This is a genomic window from Pseudomonas sp. ADAK21 (assembly GCF_012935735.1).
GTDB lineage: Bacteria > Pseudomonadota > Gammaproteobacteria > Pseudomonadales > Pseudomonadaceae > Aquipseudomonas > Aquipseudomonas proteolytica.
Window position 1 is genome coordinate 4,855,961 of sequence record NZ_CP052857.1, and the last position, 15,158, is coordinate 4,871,118.

At 60.1% G+C, this 15,158-nt stretch carries 16 protein-coding genes; 12 read left to right on the plus strand and 4 right to left on the minus strand.

Annotated elements, in window-relative coordinates:
• Positions 1–105: 105 nt before the first annotated feature.
• The gene (locus tag HKK57_RS21995) at positions 106–972 is read left to right on the plus strand and encodes a Dyp-type peroxidase (RefSeq protein ID WP_169390769.1); all 867 of its coding nucleotides are present in this window, start codon (positions 106–108) and stop codon (positions 970–972) included.
• 36 nt (positions 973–1,008) lie between these two features.
• On the opposite strand, the gene HKK57_RS22000 is transcribed toward HKK57_RS21995, so the two are convergent.
• Positions 1,009–1,530: a DUF3087 domain-containing protein gene (locus HKK57_RS22000; RefSeq protein WP_169390770.1), complete on the minus strand. Its 522-nt coding sequence runs from the start codon at positions 1,528–1,530 to the stop codon at positions 1,009–1,011.
• A gap of 144 nt (positions 1,531–1,674) precedes the next feature.
• Here HKK57_RS22000 and HKK57_RS22005 point away from each other — a divergent pair, with 144 nt between their 5' ends.
• Positions 1,675–1,884 (plus strand): DUF6021 family protein, encoded by a 210-nt coding sequence (locus HKK57_RS22005; protein WP_029291164.1) that lies wholly within the window; start codon positions 1,675–1,677, stop codon positions 1,882–1,884.
• Positions 1,885–1,943: 59 nt separating this feature from the next.
• Here the strand turns inward: HKK57_RS22005 and HKK57_RS22010 are convergent, their stop codons facing one another.
• Positions 1,944–2,186, minus strand: coding sequence for a DUF6555 family protein (locus HKK57_RS22010; protein ID WP_029291166.1), 243 nt, complete (start codon positions 2,184–2,186; stop codon positions 1,944–1,946).
• Positions 2,187–2,346: 160 nt separating this feature from the next.
• On the opposite strand from HKK57_RS22010, the gene HKK57_RS22015 reads away from it, so the two are divergent.
• From HKK57_RS22015 to HKK57_RS22035, 5 genes are all read left to right on the plus strand, one after another.
• Positions 2,347–3,180, plus strand: coding sequence for an arylamine N-acetyltransferase family protein (locus HKK57_RS22015; RefSeq protein ID WP_169390771.1), 834 nt, complete (start codon positions 2,347–2,349; stop codon positions 3,178–3,180).
• A gap of 148 nt (positions 3,181–3,328) precedes the next feature.
• A complete protein-coding gene (locus HKK57_RS22020) occupies positions 3,329–4,081 on the plus strand; it encodes an outer membrane beta-barrel protein (protein ID WP_029291171.1) in 753 nt (250 codons plus the stop codon).
• Between the two features lie 143 nt (positions 4,082–4,224).
• Complete coding sequence (locus HKK57_RS22025; protein WP_029291174.1) at positions 4,225–4,581, plus strand: c-type cytochrome; 357 nt, start codon at positions 4,225–4,227, stop codon at positions 4,579–4,581.
• Between the two features lie 77 nt (positions 4,582–4,658).
• A complete protein-coding gene (locus HKK57_RS22030) occupies positions 4,659–5,987 on the plus strand; it encodes a D-arabinono-1,4-lactone oxidase (RefSeq protein WP_169391232.1) in 1,329 nt (442 codons plus the stop codon).
• Positions 5,988–6,055: 68 nt separating this feature from the next.
• Entirely contained in the window at positions 6,056–7,267 is a 1,212-nt protein-coding gene (locus HKK57_RS22035; protein WP_169391233.1) for a DSD1 family PLP-dependent enzyme, read from the plus strand.
• Between the two features lie 83 nt (positions 7,268–7,350).
• Here HKK57_RS22035 and HKK57_RS22040 read toward each other — a convergent pair whose 3' ends face one another.
• The gene (locus HKK57_RS22040) at positions 7,351–8,289 is read right to left on the minus strand and encodes a SphA family protein (RefSeq protein WP_092237133.1); all 939 of its coding nucleotides are present in this window, start codon (positions 8,287–8,289) and stop codon (positions 7,351–7,353) included.
• A 225-nt stretch (positions 8,290–8,514) separates the two neighbouring features.
• Here HKK57_RS22040 and HKK57_RS22045 point away from each other — a divergent pair, with 225 nt between their 5' ends.
• Both HKK57_RS22045 and HKK57_RS22050 read left to right on the plus strand, forming a co-directional pair.
• Positions 8,515–9,540 carry an AraC family transcriptional regulator gene (locus HKK57_RS22045; protein ID WP_104912492.1) on the plus strand — a complete coding sequence of 342 codons (1,026 nt, stop codon included), beginning with the start codon at positions 8,515–8,517 and terminating at the stop codon, positions 9,538–9,540.
• An 87-nt stretch (positions 9,541–9,627) separates the two neighbouring features.
• Positions 9,628–10,449 carry an aldo/keto reductase gene (locus HKK57_RS22050; protein WP_104912491.1) on the plus strand — a complete coding sequence of 274 codons (822 nt, stop codon included), beginning with the start codon at positions 9,628–9,630 and terminating at the stop codon, positions 10,447–10,449.
• Between the two features lie 54 nt (positions 10,450–10,503).
• Here HKK57_RS22050 and HKK57_RS22055 read toward each other — a convergent pair whose 3' ends face one another.
• Positions 10,504–11,019 (minus strand): Hcp family type VI secretion system effector, encoded by a 516-nt coding sequence (locus HKK57_RS22055; RefSeq protein WP_029291189.1) that lies wholly within the window; start codon positions 11,017–11,019, stop codon positions 10,504–10,506.
• A 543-nt stretch (positions 11,020–11,562) separates the two neighbouring features.
• On the opposite strand from HKK57_RS22055, the gene tssA reads away from it, so the two are divergent.
• From tssA to tssC, 3 genes are read left to right on the plus strand one after another with little or no spacing between them, the layout of a single operon-like run.
• Positions 11,563–13,116, plus strand: coding sequence for a type VI secretion system protein TssA (gene tssA, locus HKK57_RS22060; RefSeq protein WP_169390772.1), 1,554 nt, complete (start codon positions 11,563–11,565; stop codon positions 13,114–13,116).
• Between the two features lie 32 nt (positions 13,117–13,148).
• Entirely contained in the window at positions 13,149–13,646 is a 498-nt protein-coding gene (tssB, locus tag HKK57_RS22065) for a type VI secretion system contractile sheath small subunit (RefSeq protein ID WP_029291194.1), read from the plus strand.
• A 28-nt stretch (positions 13,647–13,674) separates the two neighbouring features.
• A complete protein-coding gene (gene tssC, locus HKK57_RS22070; protein ID WP_029291196.1) occupies positions 13,675–15,150 on the plus strand; it encodes a type VI secretion system contractile sheath large subunit in 1,476 nt (491 codons plus the stop codon).
• The last annotated feature ends 8 nt before the right edge of the window (positions 15,151–15,158 follow it).

Below are 15,158 nucleotides of genomic sequence, written 5' to 3' on the forward strand. Positions count from 1 at the left end.
AGAGATTCCCCCATCCGAGGGCTCTGTTGCAAGGCTTACGCGCATTTCCCTACGCACAGTGGGGCTGTGCCGGGTAAACTACGCGGCTTTCTTGAAGGAGTTCATATGAGTCAGTACCAGCCGGGCATTCTTGCCGCACCGGTGCCATTGCAGGCACGCCATCTGTTTTTTGCCATCGAGTCCATTGACGCCGTGCCGGCAGCGCTCGACGCGCTGGTGCAGTTGGTCGACTCGGCAGTGGTGGTGGGGTTGGGTGAACCGCTGGTCAAGGCCCTTGGCGCACAGATCGAAGGGTTGCGCAGTTTCCCGCAGATCTCGGGGCCTGGTGCCCACAACCCGTCCACGCAGCAGGCGTTGTGGTGCTGGCTGCATGGCGAAGACCGGGGTGAATTGCTCCTGCGTAGCCGGGCCTTTGAGAAAGCCCTGGCACCGGCGTTTCGCCTGGTGCAGATGACTGAAGGTTTCCGCTACAAGACTGGTTTTGACCTGACCGACTACGAAGACGGCACCGAAAACCCCCACGACGACGCCGCCGTCGAGGCCGCCGTCGCCGGTAGCGGCGCCAGCTTTGCCGCGATCCAGCAATGGCAGCACGACCTGGATGGTTTCGCCGCCTTGCCGGCCCAGGAGCGCGACCACATCATCGGTCGTCGTCATGGCGATAACGAAGAACTGGACGACGCCCCCGAGTCCGCCCACGTCAAGCGCACCGCCCAGGAGAGCTTCACCCCCGAAGCCTTTGTGGTGCGCCGCTCCATGCCCTGGGCCGAAAATGGCCAGGCGGGGTTGATGTTCCTCGCGTTCGGCCACTCCTTCGATGCCTTTGAGGCCCAGTTACGCCGCATGAGCGGCCTGGAAGACGGGGTTGTCGATGGCCTGTACCGCATCAGCACGCCGTTGACCGGTGGCTACTACTGGTGCCCGCCGCTCAAGGACGGGCACCTGGACCTTGGCGCGATCTTCCCCGCCTGACCCCTTGTAGGAGCCCGCTTGCGGGCTCCTACAAGGTCACTTGTCCTTCATGGCCTTCAGCCACGCTGGATCCAGGCGTGTTTGTTCGGCCTTGATCCCCAGCGCCTTCATGTGCGCCTTATGCTTTTCGATCTCCCCGACCAACTGCGCCTGTGCGCTGGAATTGGCGTCCAGCTCGTGCATCTGCGTCAGCCCCAAGTGATAGAACCGCAGCAATTTGAGCGCCGTCGGATCGTTGGCCTGTACCCGCTCGGTCACCTTGTGCATCACGTTGGTCACCCGCATCAGGTTGCGCTTGAGCTGCCAGCCATAGACCGCCGGCGCCAGCCACGCCTGCGACCAGAGCGGGCCCCGGACCAAGGCAATGGTCAGCACCACCCCAGCCACCACGCCACCGATATTGAAGCGGAAGTTGTCACCACCGGGCTCGCCAAACAGCATCACGGCCAGGCTCGACAGCAGCATGGCCAGGGCGACGAAGATCACCGCGACGATCAACGTACTGCGGCGGGTCTGCTGGCGATAGGTTTGCGGATCGACGGGTTTGATCTCAAACATGCGGGATGCAGTCTCCATGAGCTAAGTAGGGGTATTGCGCGGCGCGGCATCTTCTCACGGTTTGTAGGCGGGCGTGAGAAAGTTGAACGATGGCGGCCAGGGTTTTCTCTAATAGCTGTATGCATCGTAAGCAAGGCGAAGGAGATGACTGTGACTGAACAATCGAAAAAGCCTGATGGCCCGCACTCGTCGGAACATGCCAGTGATCAGCACGACTTGGGTTTTGACCCGGACTCCCCGGATCTGGCCGACCCGCAGGTAGACCCGGTCGGCCCGGCCATTGCCCCGTTGGACAAGAAACACAAAGCCGGCAAACAGCCGGCTTATGATCCTTTGGGCAATCTAAAACCATAGCGGCCCGTGTCGAGGGGCGATACGGCGTCTTCGCCAGCCCCTTGCCAAGCACCCAGCGACTACAGGCGCTGGGGTGCGATCCAGGTAACTTCGGTGATGCCGTATTTCTCCGCCCATGGCCGGGTGGTTTTCTTGGTGCGTTCATGGCCCTGACGGCCAATGCGCCCGACGTGGGCCACCCCAGCATCACAGCTGGCCCAATGCCATGCTTCGGCGTTGTTCATCACCTCCGCCCGCACCACAAAGGACTTGGGTTCGCCGTGCAGCCTGTAATGGATGGTGTAGATCGTTGCCGTGCCCATATTGCCTCCCTGTTTTGATATGGAGTTGATGCAATTAGGTTCAGAAAGGTTCAGAAAGTTTGTGGTGTGACACGCCGACCTCTTGCTACAGATCAGTATTGGCAGCGGCACCGGTTACAGGTATTAGTGAAACCTTCGCTCTACGCCCAAGGAATGCGCCATGCACCAGGATTCACCGAGCCTGTCTCACAGCAGCCTGTACCTGCAACGCCTGGGGTATGACACACCGCCTGCGCCCACCTTGGAGACCTTGGCCCAGTTGCAATTGCGCCATGTCAGTACCTTCGTTTTCGAAAGCCTTTGCACCTTTTTGCAGGTGCCGGTCCCCATTGATCTGGCCAGCGTCGAAAAAAAAGTCCTGCTGGAGGGGCGAGGTGGCTACTGCTACGAGCTCAACCAGATGTTCCTGGCGTTGCTGCAAGAACTGGGTTTCGACGCACGGGGTATCACTGGCCGCGTGGTGATGGGCGGGCCACCCGATGCGTTGACCGCCCGCACGCATCGCCTGAGCCTGGTGACCCTGGACGGTGAACGCTACATCACCGATGTCGGCTTTGGTGGCATGGTGCCGACCAGCCCCTTGCGCCTGGACGATCAGGCGCCCCAGGCCACCGCCCATGAACCCTATCGACTGACCTCGAATGCCGGCAGCTACACCTTACGGGCCCAGGTTGGCGAGGAATGGCGCGGGCTATACGTGTTTGACCTGCAGCCGCAGTCGCACTTCGACTACGAAATCGGCAACTGGTACGTATCCACTCACCCCGACTCGCCGTTCCTCGGGCAGTTGAAAGTGGCCCTTATCGGACCGGGGCTGCGGCGTACCTTGAACAATGCCCACTACGCCGTGCATCACCTGGGCCGGGACAGTGAGAAACGTCGGATCACCGATGTCGACGAACTGTTGGCCGTGCTGCAAGAGGCGTTCGGTTTGCGCCTGCCCGAACACCCACAGCTACGCCCGAAACTGGCGCAGTTATTGGCCGATACGTGATGGGCCCGCTCAAAGAGGCTTGATCCAGAGCCTTCGCTGAAGCGTTTTACCTCCAAATCAAGGCAAATTAATTCGAACCTTTCGCGCCGCAGGGGGTTCGAACCGGTTCCTGAATAATTTGCCCACCCTAAAATGGAGATGTAAGACGATGTCCAAACTATTCGGAAAAATCCTCAAGAATTCTTCGATCCTGGCCTTGGTTGCTGCGCCGGCCGTGGTCTTCGCTGCACCGTCCACCGACCCGATTTCCACCTTCGGTATCCTGGGCGCCTACAACGACTTCAAGCTTGAAGGCGGCAGCGAAAGCGAAAAGGACCACATGCCCGAAGCCGGCGTGTTCTATAACTTCGGCAACAAGCTGACCGCCGAATCCGGCTTTATCTACCAGGCCGGTGTAGACGCCAAGTTCGGCAAGAAAAGCGACAACAAGCTCAAGGAAGGCCAGGCTGACCTCGACCTGGGTTGGCGTGCTGCGCTGGATGCACGCAACTTTGTCGATGTGCTGGTCGGTGGTGGTTATAGCTGGACTCGCTATGAACCAGACTCCGACGACTACGACATGAAACTCACCAGCAAGTCGCCGTTTGCCAAGGCCGCGGTGGGGTACAACCATCAGTTCGACAGCATGACCATGCGCGTCGAAGTCGGCGCCCGCCACACCCTCGACGGCCGCGCCAAGCTCAAGGTCGACGGCATTGGCAGCGACACCGTGGACCTCAAGGACCGCACCAACCCTTACGCCGAAGTCAGCCTGCTGATGAACCAGAATGGCGACCTGCCAGTGATGGCTGGCCTGTACTACACCCGCACCGAGTACAAGCTCGATGCGGATTCGGAAGTGGCCGATAACACCAAGCTCAAGCGCGATGAGTACGGCTTCAAGGTCGGCCTGGCTTTCTAAGCCGGCTGTTACGGGCGCCGGCTTCGCCGGTCGCCCAACCCTGTCCGCCCAAGCCCCCTTTATGTCCGCCAATACCCTCAACACCGCGCCGCCACTGACTTAGTGTGAACCCAGCTGTTCATACCTAAAAAGAGAGGGTGGCTATGTGGTCTACGACCTCCTGTCGCATCGGTTTGCTGCTGGTCTTGCTTGGCCTGCTGTCAGCCTGTGACGACAAACCGCAACAGACTACGGCGCGCAACGCCGTACCCACCGATCCGACCCTGGCCCAGCTTTACGACAGCAGTTGCAAACTCTGCCACGCCAACCCGGCATCCGGCGCGCCGCTGACCGGCGATAGCCAGGCCTGGAGCCCGCGTGTCGCCCAGGGCGCGGATACGCTGTTGGACCATACCCTCAACGGCTACAACGGCATGCCGCCGATGGGCCTGTGCATGCAGTGCTCCGAAGAGCAGTTTCTGGGGCTGATCGGTTTCATGGCCGGTATTCATATCCAATAACAACAATGGGGTAGGTGATGGTGCTTTCACGCAGGCAACTGTTGCAGCGCTCGGCGGTGGCCGGTGCATTCCTGGCGATGAGCAGTAACCCGGCGCTGGCCCAATTGGCCCGGGCACCGCGCTTGATCCCCTGGCGTAACTGGTCGGGGGCACAAAGCTGCCTGCCCCTTGAGCGGCTGGCACCCAAGGACCTGGGGGAGTTGGTAAAGGCCATTCGCCAGGCGCCGGGCAAGATCCGTCCAGTGGGCTCGGGTCACTCGTTCAGTGCCTTGGTGCCGACTGATGGCACATTACTCTCGCTGAGCTTTTTCAACGGCTTGCTCGACCACGACGCCAGCACCCTGCAAGCCACCTTCGCGGCTGGCACACCCATGTCACGCATGGGGCCAGCGCTCAAGGCGGTTGGCCAGGCGTTGCCGAACATGGCAGACATCGACTACCAGACGCTGGCGGGGGCCATTAGCACCTCGACCCATGGCACTGGCGTCGGGTTTTCCTCGTATTCCGCCGGTGTCACCGGCCTGCAACTGGTGACGGCCCAGGGCGAAGTGCTGGACTGCGACGCCAACCGTGAGCGCGAGGTGTTCAGTGCCGCGAGGGTGTCACTGGGCGCGCTGGGCGTGACCACCCGCGTGCGCCTGCAAAACCGCACGCCTTACCGCCTGCGGGAGCGCCAATGGATCGCTCGCACCGAAGAACTGCTGGAGGATGTGGCGAAAAACACCCGGGAAAACCAGCATTGGGAGATGCTGGTGGTAACACATTCGGACTACGCCTTGTCCATCGCTCTCAACGAGACCACCGACGCTCCGACCCCACCGATCGATCCGGCAGAGGCGGGCGGCAATGAGTTTGTGTCGATCATCGAAAACCTCGACAAATACGCCAGCGACTTTCCCCAGGCACGCCGCACGCTGCTCAACAGCCTGCGTTATTTCGCCAGTTTCCAGGACCGGGTGGCCGAGTCATTCGAAATCTACGCCAACGTACGCAACGTGCGTTTCAACGAGATGGAGTATTCGGTGCCCGCCGAGCATGGCCCGGCCTGCCTGCGGGAAATCCTCAAGCTGATCCGCGACAAGGACCTGCGCACCTGGTTTCCCATCGAGTACCGCTACGTCAAGGCCGATGATATTCCCCTGAGCATGTTTGAAGGTCGCGACAGCTGTTCGATCTCGGTGCACCAGCACTACACCATGGACCACCACAACTTCTTCGCGGCCGTCGAGCCGATCTTCTGGAAATACGCCGGGCGGCCCCATTGGGGCAAATTGCACACCCTCAATGCCCGCACCTTGCAGGCCCTGTACCCGCGCTGGAATGAGTTCGCGCGAGTGCGCCAGGCCCTCGACCCCAGCGGCAAATTCCTTAATGCACACCTGTCATCCATCCTGGGAGTCGCCTGATGAATCGCAGACACTTCATGGCCGGTACCCTGGGCGCCGGCGCCTTACTGGTGGCGGGCGCGGCGCTGCTGCGTCCGGCTGACCGAGGGTCGCCGTACAGCGAGTATTTTCGCCAGTTGAACCAGCAGCTCAAGGCCCATGGGCCCATGCGGCCGGTGCTGCTGATAGACCTGGATCGCCTGGATCACAACATCGACATCGTCATGCAATCGGTGCAACGCGGCGCCAAGCACCTGCGGCTAGTGGAGAAATCCCTGCCAGCACCGGGGCTCTTGGCCTACATCGCCAAGCGCGCGGGTACCCGCCGCTTGATGTCGTTTCACCAACCCTTTCTCAACCACGACGCCCAGGTGTTTCCCGACGCCGATATCCTGCTGGGCAAGCCGTTGCCGGTACGTTCGGCCGATCTGTTCTATCAACACCACCAAGGGGCATTCGATCCCGCCCGGCAATTGCAGTGGTTGCTGGACACGCCACAGCGCCTGCAACAATACCTGGCGCTGGCCCAGGGCCTGGGCACGCGGCTGCGGATCAATATCGAACTGGATGTGGGCCTGCATCGCGGCGGTATCAGTGACAACGCGGTGCTGGGGCAAATGCTGGGGTTGATCCGCGCGCATCCGCAGCACCTGGAGTTTGCCGGCTTCATGGGCTACGACCCATTTGTCGGCATGGGCGTGCCGGGCATTCTCGGATCGCCCCAGGCGCTGTTCGAAAAGGTCATGCAACGTTACAACGGTTTTGTCGACTTCAGCCGCCAGCAGTTTGCGACGCTGTGGCGTGATGACCTGACACTCAATACCGCTGGCAGCCCCAGCTACCGGATGCATGAGCAGGAACAGTTGAGCAGCGAAGTCTCGGTAGGCACGGCGCTGCTCAAGCCTACGCATTACGATCTGCCTTCCTTGAGTGAGCATGTCCCGGCGGCCTACATCGCCACGCCCGTCCTCAAAAGCACCGGTGCGGTCAACATCCCGGCGCTGGACGACAAGTCCCGGTTGCTGTCGTGGTGGGATCGCAACCAACGCGCCACGTTTTTTATCTATGGCGGCAACTGGATGGCCGATTTCGAGTCGCCTGCGGGGCTGCAAAGCAATGGCTTGTATGGCCGTAGCTCCAACCAGGAGATGGTCAACGGTTCGCCTGGGGTTGGCTTGAACATCGACGACCAGGTGTTCCTGCGCCCGGCCCAGACCGAGTCGGTACTCTTGCAGTTTGGCGATCTGCTGGCGGTGCGCGGCGGCAAAATAGTCGACAGCTGGCCGGTTTACACCGGATGAAATGCCGCGTCCCTATGTAGGCACCGACGGTGGTGAAGGCCTTGTTGTGGCTAGGGGGCAAGCCCCCTAGCCACGGGTGATTGCTACAAGGCAAACGGAATTGTCAGCTTGGCCCACAACATATCGCCTTGCGGCCGGTTCTCGACATCAAACTCCTTGGCCCAACGCACCTCTGCGCTGGCGTACTCGAGAAAGGTGAAGTACACCGCCGGCCCAATCGCAAACACCTGGCCACGCACACCGTCGTTGACTTCTTCGCCATAGATATTGGTCACGGTGCGTCCGTACTGCTTATCGTCAGTCGTCTGCTTGAGGTAGTAGCCATTGATGCCCAGGCTCAGGTTGTCGGTCACTTTGTAGCTGGCCGAGTAATCGAAGTGGAAAATCTGCCCCGAGCGGTAGTCCGTAGCGTGGTTTTCCTGGTTGAAACTGTAGGTGGTCTTGATCGACAGCTCAGTGCGCTCGTCAGGCAACCATGTCACTGACACCAGCGGCTTGTAGGTGTAGAAATTATTGCTGGTGTTGGCCAGCCGCGAAGCGTCGTATTCACCGGTAGGTACGGTGATTTCTACCGCGGCGCCCAGGGTCAGATTCTTGCCCAGGTCCCACAGGATAATCGGCGCGATAGTGGTGTCGCCCATGCTTTCACGTTGGTCAGACATGCCAAACAGGGCCACTTGTTGCTTGAGGTAGGGCTGGGCGATATAGCCACCCAACCGCCCGCCAAACACCCGCAACGGGCTCAGGTAATCCAGGCGCGGGATAATTGCATCCGAGCGGATCTTCACCTGTGGCACCTTGCCCCCGAGGGAACTGATATCCAGCTTCGTGGCTTCATAGTGGTTGTAGTAAAGGTTGAAGGCGAACATGTGGTCCGGCAGGTGATCCACATCCAGCGGCAGGATGTAAAAGCCATCGGTACCGGGGCCGATATTGTCCACACCGCCCTCGGTGGCCAGGGTCGGCAGGCTGAGAAGGGCCAGGGCAAGGGGCAGGGGGGCAAGCGCGCGGGTCGGGTTCATGTCTGGGCTCATTATTATTGTTGGATGAATGCACCGTCGGCCCTCATCGGAGCCTTGCCCATAGAAATAAGCCCTCGACGCCCCGCAGGGCAGGGTATTGGCGGCCACATAGGGGGGCTTTGCCGGACAGCGTTCATTCAGAGTGCGGCAAGCCTTGCAAGCACCTATGATTGTCAGGATGTTTCTAAAACAATAACCGGGCATAGAGTCGGGAATCGCAGATCCATGCACAGCAAAACCGTTGATCCACACTACGAACTGGCGCTGGTCTCGCCTTTTCTCCTGCAAACCCTGGGGCAGGTTGCGGCGCAGAAGGGCGCCAATGCCGAGCATCTGTGCCGTGGCCTGGGGTTTACCCTGGCAGACCTGGATGACCCGGCGCTGCGCATTTCCTACCGCCAGGCCGTGGCGATGATCCAGCGGGCACTTAAAGTCCTGCCAGACCAGGGGCTGGGCCTGTGTGTCGGCAATCAGAATGTGCTGGGCACCCTGGGCCTGCTCGGGCATGTCATCTCACTGTGCAAGACCCTGCGCGATGCCTTTGCCGTGGGCGAGCGCCACCAACACACCTCCGGCGGCATCGCCACCTCGCGTATCCACGAAGGCGTCCAGCAGGTCATGGTCGATGTCGAGTGCCTGCTGCCCTTTGCCGAGGTCCAGGTATTTGCCGCCGAGGAGTTTTTTGCAAGCCTCATGATCTACGGGCGGACCTTGGTGGGCAGTGAATTCAAGCCACTGCGCATGGAGTTCATGCACGCGCCACCGGCGTATGCCGCCGAGTACCAGCGTTTGTTCGGTGACGATGTGCGCTTTGGCTGCCTGCACAACCGCATGGTCCTGGAGGCCCAGTGGCTCGACGTGCCGCTGCCGAATCACCACGCCTTGGCATTGCGCCAGGCCCTTGGCCTGCTGGAGCTGGAAAGTGCCCAACTACACCGGAAAATGGACCTCATCCAGGCGGTGGAACGCGCTATTTCCCGCGACTTGCAGGGCAGCCAACTGGAGAAGGTCGCCAGTGACCTGAACATGAGCGGCCGCACCCTGCGCCGGCGTCTGACCGAGCATGGGCTGACCTTCGAAGCCTTGCTGGAACAGGTGCGTCGCGCCCGGTGCATGGGGCTGCTGGGCAACCCGAGCCTGTCCATCGAACGCATTACCCAAGAGGTGGGCTACAGTGATGTGCGCAGCTTTCGCCGGGCGTTCAAGCGCTGGACGGGGCTCAGTCCCAGCGCATTCCGCAGCGTGGGATGAGGGCCACGCCGGGCCGCGCAATTGCATTGAACCCTATTGCCCGGCCAGTGCCACATTAGGGGAACGCACACTTATCTGGAGGTTGGCATGCGCACCATCGATCTGGCGGGTACCCCAGTCCCGGTCATCGGCCAAGGCACCTGGCGTATGGGTGAAGACCCTGGACGGCGTACAGCGCAAGTGACTGCGCTGCAATTGGGCATTGACGAAGGCATGACCCTGATCGACACCGCCGAGATGTACGGCGAAGGCGGTGCTGAAGAAGTGGTCGGGCAGGCGATCCAAGGGCGTCGGGAGCAGGTATTCCTGGTCAGCAAGGTCTACCCGCATAACGCCAGCAAAGCGGGAGTTCCCCGTGCCTGTGAGGCCAGCCTCAAACGCTTGGGCACCGATCATATCGATCTGTATCTCCTGCACTGGCGTGGGCAACACCCGCTTGCCGAAACGGTTGAAGCCTTTGAACGACTGCGGGAGGCCGGCAAGATTGGGCGCTGGGGCGTTTCCAACTTCGACGTATCAGACCTCCAGGAGCTGGCATCACCCGCCTGCGCCACCAATCAGGTGCTCTACAACATCGAACAGCGCGGCATTGAATTCGACCTGTTGCCCTGGTGGCAACAGCATCACCTGCCGTTGATGGCTTACTGCCCAATCGCCCAGGGTGGGGAACTGTTGGCCAGCCCCACCCTCAAGCAGATCGCCCGTCGACATCAAGTCACACCGGCCCAGGTTGCGCTGGCGTGGGTCTTGCGGCAGACCGGTGTCATCGCCATCCCCAAGGCCGTCACCCCCGAACACGTGCGCCTCAATGCCGCCGCGGCCAGGCTGGTTCTCGACGAACACGACCTTGACGCTATCGACCGAGTATTCGGTGCGCCGATACGCAAGCATCCGCTGGCAATGGTCTGAAGCCCTACTGAGGCGGGCGCGCGTGCCGCGCTACCGCCTCACCTGTGGCCGGTTTCAACCCGCTACCGGGCTGCGCCAGTCGTCAGAGCCGGACGTGCCCGAGACCTCATGGGTCCAGACGATTTTGCGGTAGGTAAAGTGCACATCTTCAAGGTGGGTGAAGTGTGCATTTCCCGGGTCCTGGCAGTTGGGCATCCGCGACTGGATGTCGACGATGATCGCGTCCTCCAACTCGATGGTGAAGTAATGCTCCTGGGTGCCGGCGGAGGAGGTGCGATACCACTCCAGGCGGCACTTGACCATTTCCCCCGACGTCAGTGCGCTGAACAGCAACGGTGAAGATTTATCGAATACCTTGCTGATCATCAGCGGCTTATGTACACGCTGGCCGGTGGGTTGGCCCGACTGCGGATCACGGGGAATGATGACCTGATGCTGGAAGGCCTCGACCAGGATCTGGTCCTCGTGGCCTTCCTGATAGATATTGCCTACCGAATCCTGGGTGAACGTGCCTGCCGTGATCAAACCTTGCTTGGTACCGGTGATCGAGAGGTATGCGGGTGTTGGCATAATTGGTTTCCTTGCCTGATAGATAAGTTGGCGCCACAGGGCGCTACTACTCGCTAACAAGAAGTGTGCCGGATAATAGTTGGCCTAATAAAATAAGGGCGTTTCTTGGGGGAGGGGCCGTAACGGTGCATGGGCGGTATGATTTCTGGTTTATAAGTTGGTTTTCTTTGCGCAATAGTGCGCAGATATTTGCACTGTTGGGCACGTCACGATATTGAAAGGTGAATGTTTGCTTTCAAGGTGAGTTGATTGAAAAGAGTGCGCAGTTTTTTGCGCATCCCTGCAAGCTGTATGAGCCTCGCTAAGGCTGGAAACCTCTTGGTGTGGCAGGAGCATCGATTACGTGCGCTTACAAAGTTGCGAGATTTTATTATCTTTGTAGGATTCTACTTAACTACGCCTTAGTGGCTTGTCCAATAAAATATGGCTGCTATTTTTTGCACTTGTCCCAGCGTGAAAATGGAATTCAGCAAGTATGTCTCGGCGCTTAATAGCTGTTTGCCATACTTTAATTCAGCATTGATCAGCACAGTGCAGCCCATCATGGTTTACTCAGACAAACTTTCTGCGCATTACTTGGAAGTTGCCCGCTCACCGATCTCCATTGCCTGTTTTGCAGGGTCGGACGTCCGTTATTCGCCAGCGTACGAAGCGCTGGAAAGCGAGTTGGACAAGGCCCGGTTGATCCATGGCAACAACCAGCCCGACTGGCAGCAGGTCATGGACAAAAGCGAGGCGTTGTTGCGTCACGAGTCCAAGGATCTGCGGGTCGTTGCCTGGCTGACGTGGGCCCTGTATCGGTGTGAGTCCTTTCCTGGCCTGTTGGCTGGGCTTGGCATGTTGCGCTACCTCTGTGAACACCACTGGGCGACGGTACACCCCATCAAGCAGCGGACTCGCATCGCGGCCTTTGGCTGGTTGATGCAGCGCATCGAGCCGGTACTGGCGCAGAGCGTTGCCCTCAGAGAGCAACGCTCCCTGTTCCAGTGCATGGCTGGGCATTTGGCGTGTCTTGACGAGCTATGGGTTGGGCACCTGGGGGACGACGCTCCGTTGCTGCTGGCAGCCCGCAGGCATCTCGCGGACAAGCTGCAACGAGCCCAGGAGAGCGCTGCGCCACAGTCCGGGGTAAGCGCGGTGGTTGCCCAGGTCAAGCAGGCGGCGACTCAACTGCTGGCGCCTGAGCCTGTGGTGAACAACGAAAAAGACGTACACAAGCTCCTGCGCGCACTGCAAGACAACGCTCGCCCCCTGTGTGCCTGGTGGCTGCGCCAGAACGCCACCGACCTGCGGGCCTTGCGCCTCAACCGCACGCTGGCGTGGCTGGGCATCACCGGTCTTCCCGATAGCAACAGCGATCAGATAACGCCCTTGCGCGGGCTGGTGCCCGACAAGCTCAAGCGCTACCAGGAGCGATTTGCTCAAGGGCATTACGCCGACCTGCTGCTGGAGCTTGAAGCCAGCCTGGCGAGTGCGCCTTTTTGGTTTGACGGTGTGCGCATGGTCTGGGAGTGCCTGCAAGCGCAGCAGGCCGAATTGGCAATGGTCGAGACAGAGATTCAGTTCGCCCTGTTGCTACAACGATTACCCGGGCTCGCCCAGTTGCGCTTCCACGATGGAGCGCCCTTTGCCGATGCCGCCACCCGCGGATGGATCGACACCCAGGTCAGCCGCCACCTGCAAGCACGGGTGCCGGTCCGGAACACTGGCGGCGCCGGTCCGGCGCCATGGGAGGAGGCCTTGCAGGTGGTTGCTCCGCTGCTGCGCAAGGAGGGGCTGAAAGTTGCGGTCCAGGCCTACAAAAGTGCCATGCAGGCGGCGCGGGGCGATCGGGCGCGGTGTTACTGGCGCCTTGGCCTGGCTCGGTTGTGTATCCAAGGTGCCAAGCACGACTTGGCCAGGATCCAGCTTGAGCAGCTCGAGCAGGAGTTACAGCACGCCGGCCTATATCGCTGGGAGCCCGATCTGACCCTTGAGGTATTGCAACTGTTGTACGCCTGTTACGACGTATTGCCCCAGGGCCATGGCCTGCGCGAGCGCAGGGAGGATGTCCATCGCAAGCTGTGCCAGGTCGATCTGGAAGCGGTACTCGAATAGGTTTTCCCGTCATCAAGCAAAGGAGAAACAACATGGCCAAAGAAGGTTCGGTCGCCCCCAAGGAACGTATCAATATCACGTTCAAACCGGCCATAGGCGGTGCCCAGGAAGAAGTAGAGCTGCCTTTGAAGCTGCTGGTCGTGGGTGATTTCACCCAGCGCGAAGACACGCGCAAGGTTGAAGACCGCAAGCCCATCAGTATCGATAAGAACACCCTGGACGAGGTGCTGGCCAAACAAGCCTTGATGCTGACGTTGAGTGTTCCCAATCGGCTGCAGGAAACGGACGAAGCCGACGAGTTGGCGATCCAGGTGCGCATCAACGCCATGAAGGATTTCAATCCGGCTCAACTGGTGGAGCAAGTTCCGCAATTACACAAGCTGATGGCGCTGCGTGAGGCGCTGGTGGCGCTCAAAGGCCCCCTGGGCAATACACCGAGTTTTCGCAAGGCCATAGAAAGTGCGCTGGCCGATGACCAAGCCCGCGCGCGGGTGCTGGCCGAACTGGGGCTGAACAGCCCTGCCGCATGACCCACTCAGTAAAAAGGACACTGATAGCATGACCTCCAGCCCTAACGCCTATGCGGCACCCCTGGATACCGGATACAGCATTCTCGACGACATCATCGCCCAGACCCGCCTGACCGCCGATGATGAAACCTACGACATCGCCAGGCGCGGCGTCGCAGCGTTTATCGAGGAATTGATCAAGCCACAGAACCGCGGGGAGCCAGTCAAGAAGCAGCTGGTAGACCGGATGATTGCCGAGATCGACACCAAGCTCAGCCGGCAAATGGACGAAATCCTCCACCACCCCGAATTCCAGGCACTGGAATCGGCCTGGCGCGGCTTGCAGTTGCTGGTGGATCGCACTGACTTTCGCGAAAACATCAAGATCGAGTTGCTGAACGTCTCGCGCCAAGACCTGCTGGATGATTTCGAAGACTCACCGGAGGTCGTTCAGTCGGGGCTCTACAAACACACCTACAGCGCCGAATACGGTCAGTTCGGTGGTCAACCCGTGGGCGCGATCATCGCCAACTACTTCCTTTCACCCAGCGCGCCCGACGTCAAGCTGATGCAGTATGTTTCCAGCGTCGCTTGCATGGCCCATGCGCCATTCATAGCCGCTGCCGGGCCTGGCTTTTTCGGCCTGGAGAGCTTTACCGGCCTGCCAGACCTGAAGGACCTGCAGGACCACTTCGAAGGGCCACAATTTGCCAAGTGGCAGAGCTTCCGCCAGAGCGAGGATGCCCGTTACGTCGCCTTGACGGTGCCACGTTTTCTCCTGCGAACGCCCTACGACCCGGTGGATTCTCCGGTCAAGACCTTCGCCTATAACGAACATGTCGTCAGCAGCCACGAGCATTATCTCTGGGGCAATACTGCCTATGCCTTCGCCACGCGCTTGACTGACAGCTTTGCCCGTTTCCGCTGGTGCCCCAACATCATCGGCCCGCAAAGCGGGGGCACGGTGGAAGACCTGCCGCTGCATCATTTCCAGAGCATGGGTGAAATCGAAACCAAGATCCCCACCGAAGTGCTGGTCTCCGACCGTCGGGAATATGAGTTGGCCCAGGAGGGTTTCATCGCCCTGACGATGCGCAAAGGCAGCGACAACGCCGCATTCTTTTCCGCCAGTTCCGTGCAGAAGCCCAAGCGTTTCGGGATCAGCGCCGAGGGAAAGGCGGCCGAGTTGAACTACAGGCTCGGCACCCAGCTGCCGTACATGATGATCGTCAACCGCCTGGCGCACTATTTGAAAGTGTTGCAGCGCGAGCAGTTGGGTTCGTGGAAGGAACGTACCGACCTGGAGTTGGAACTCAACAAGTGGATTCGCCAGTACGTCGCTGACCAGGAAAACCCCAGCGCCGAGGTTCGGGGGCGACGTCCATTGCGGGCGGCGCGGATTGTTGTCAGTGATGTTGACGGCGAGCCAGGCTGGTATCGCATCAACCTCAGCGTACGCCCGCACTTCAAATACATGGGGGCGGATTTCACCCTGTTCCTGGTTGGCAAGCTCGATAAAGAATGAGCCGGGAA

Coding starts and splice junctions, on each gene's coding strand:
- HKK57_RS21995 (WP_169390769.1), top strand. CDS start 106: ATGAGTCAGTACCAGCCGGGCATTCTTGCCGCACCGGTGCCATTGCAG.
- HKK57_RS22000 (WP_169390770.1), bottom strand. CDS start 1,530: ATGTTTGAGATCAAACCCGTCGATCCGCAAACCTATCGCCAGCAGACC.
- HKK57_RS22005 (WP_029291164.1), top strand. CDS start 1,675: ATGACTGTGACTGAACAATCGAAAAAGCCTGATGGCCCGCACTCGTCG.
- HKK57_RS22010 (WP_029291166.1), bottom strand. CDS start 2,186: ATGGGCACGGCAACGATCTACACCATCCATTACAGGCTGCACGGCGAA.
- HKK57_RS22015 (WP_169390771.1), top strand. CDS start 2,347: ATGCACCAGGATTCACCGAGCCTGTCTCACAGCAGCCTGTACCTGCAA.
- HKK57_RS22020 (WP_029291171.1), top strand. CDS start 3,329: ATGTCCAAACTATTCGGAAAAATCCTCAAGAATTCTTCGATCCTGGCC.
- HKK57_RS22025 (WP_029291174.1), top strand. CDS start 4,225: ATGTGGTCTACGACCTCCTGTCGCATCGGTTTGCTGCTGGTCTTGCTT.
- HKK57_RS22030 (WP_169391232.1), top strand. CDS start 4,659: ATGAGCAGTAACCCGGCGCTGGCCCAATTGGCCCGGGCACCGCGCTTG.
- HKK57_RS22040 (WP_092237133.1), bottom strand. CDS start 8,289: ATGAACCCGACCCGCGCGCTTGCCCCCCTGCCCCTTGCCCTGGCCCTT.
- HKK57_RS22045 (WP_104912492.1), top strand. CDS start 8,515: ATGCACAGCAAAACCGTTGATCCACACTACGAACTGGCGCTGGTCTCG.
- HKK57_RS22050 (WP_104912491.1), top strand. CDS start 9,628: ATGCGCACCATCGATCTGGCGGGTACCCCAGTCCCGGTCATCGGCCAA.
- HKK57_RS22055 (WP_029291189.1), bottom strand. CDS start 11,019: ATGCCAACACCCGCATACCTCTCGATCACCGGTACCAAGCAAGGTTTG.
- tssA (WP_169390772.1), top strand. CDS start 11,563: ATGGTTTACTCAGACAAACTTTCTGCGCATTACTTGGAAGTTGCCCGC.
- tssB (WP_029291194.1), top strand. CDS start 13,149: ATGGCCAAAGAAGGTTCGGTCGCCCCCAAGGAACGTATCAATATCACG.
- tssC (WP_029291196.1), top strand. CDS start 13,675: ATGACCTCCAGCCCTAACGCCTATGCGGCACCCCTGGATACCGGATAC.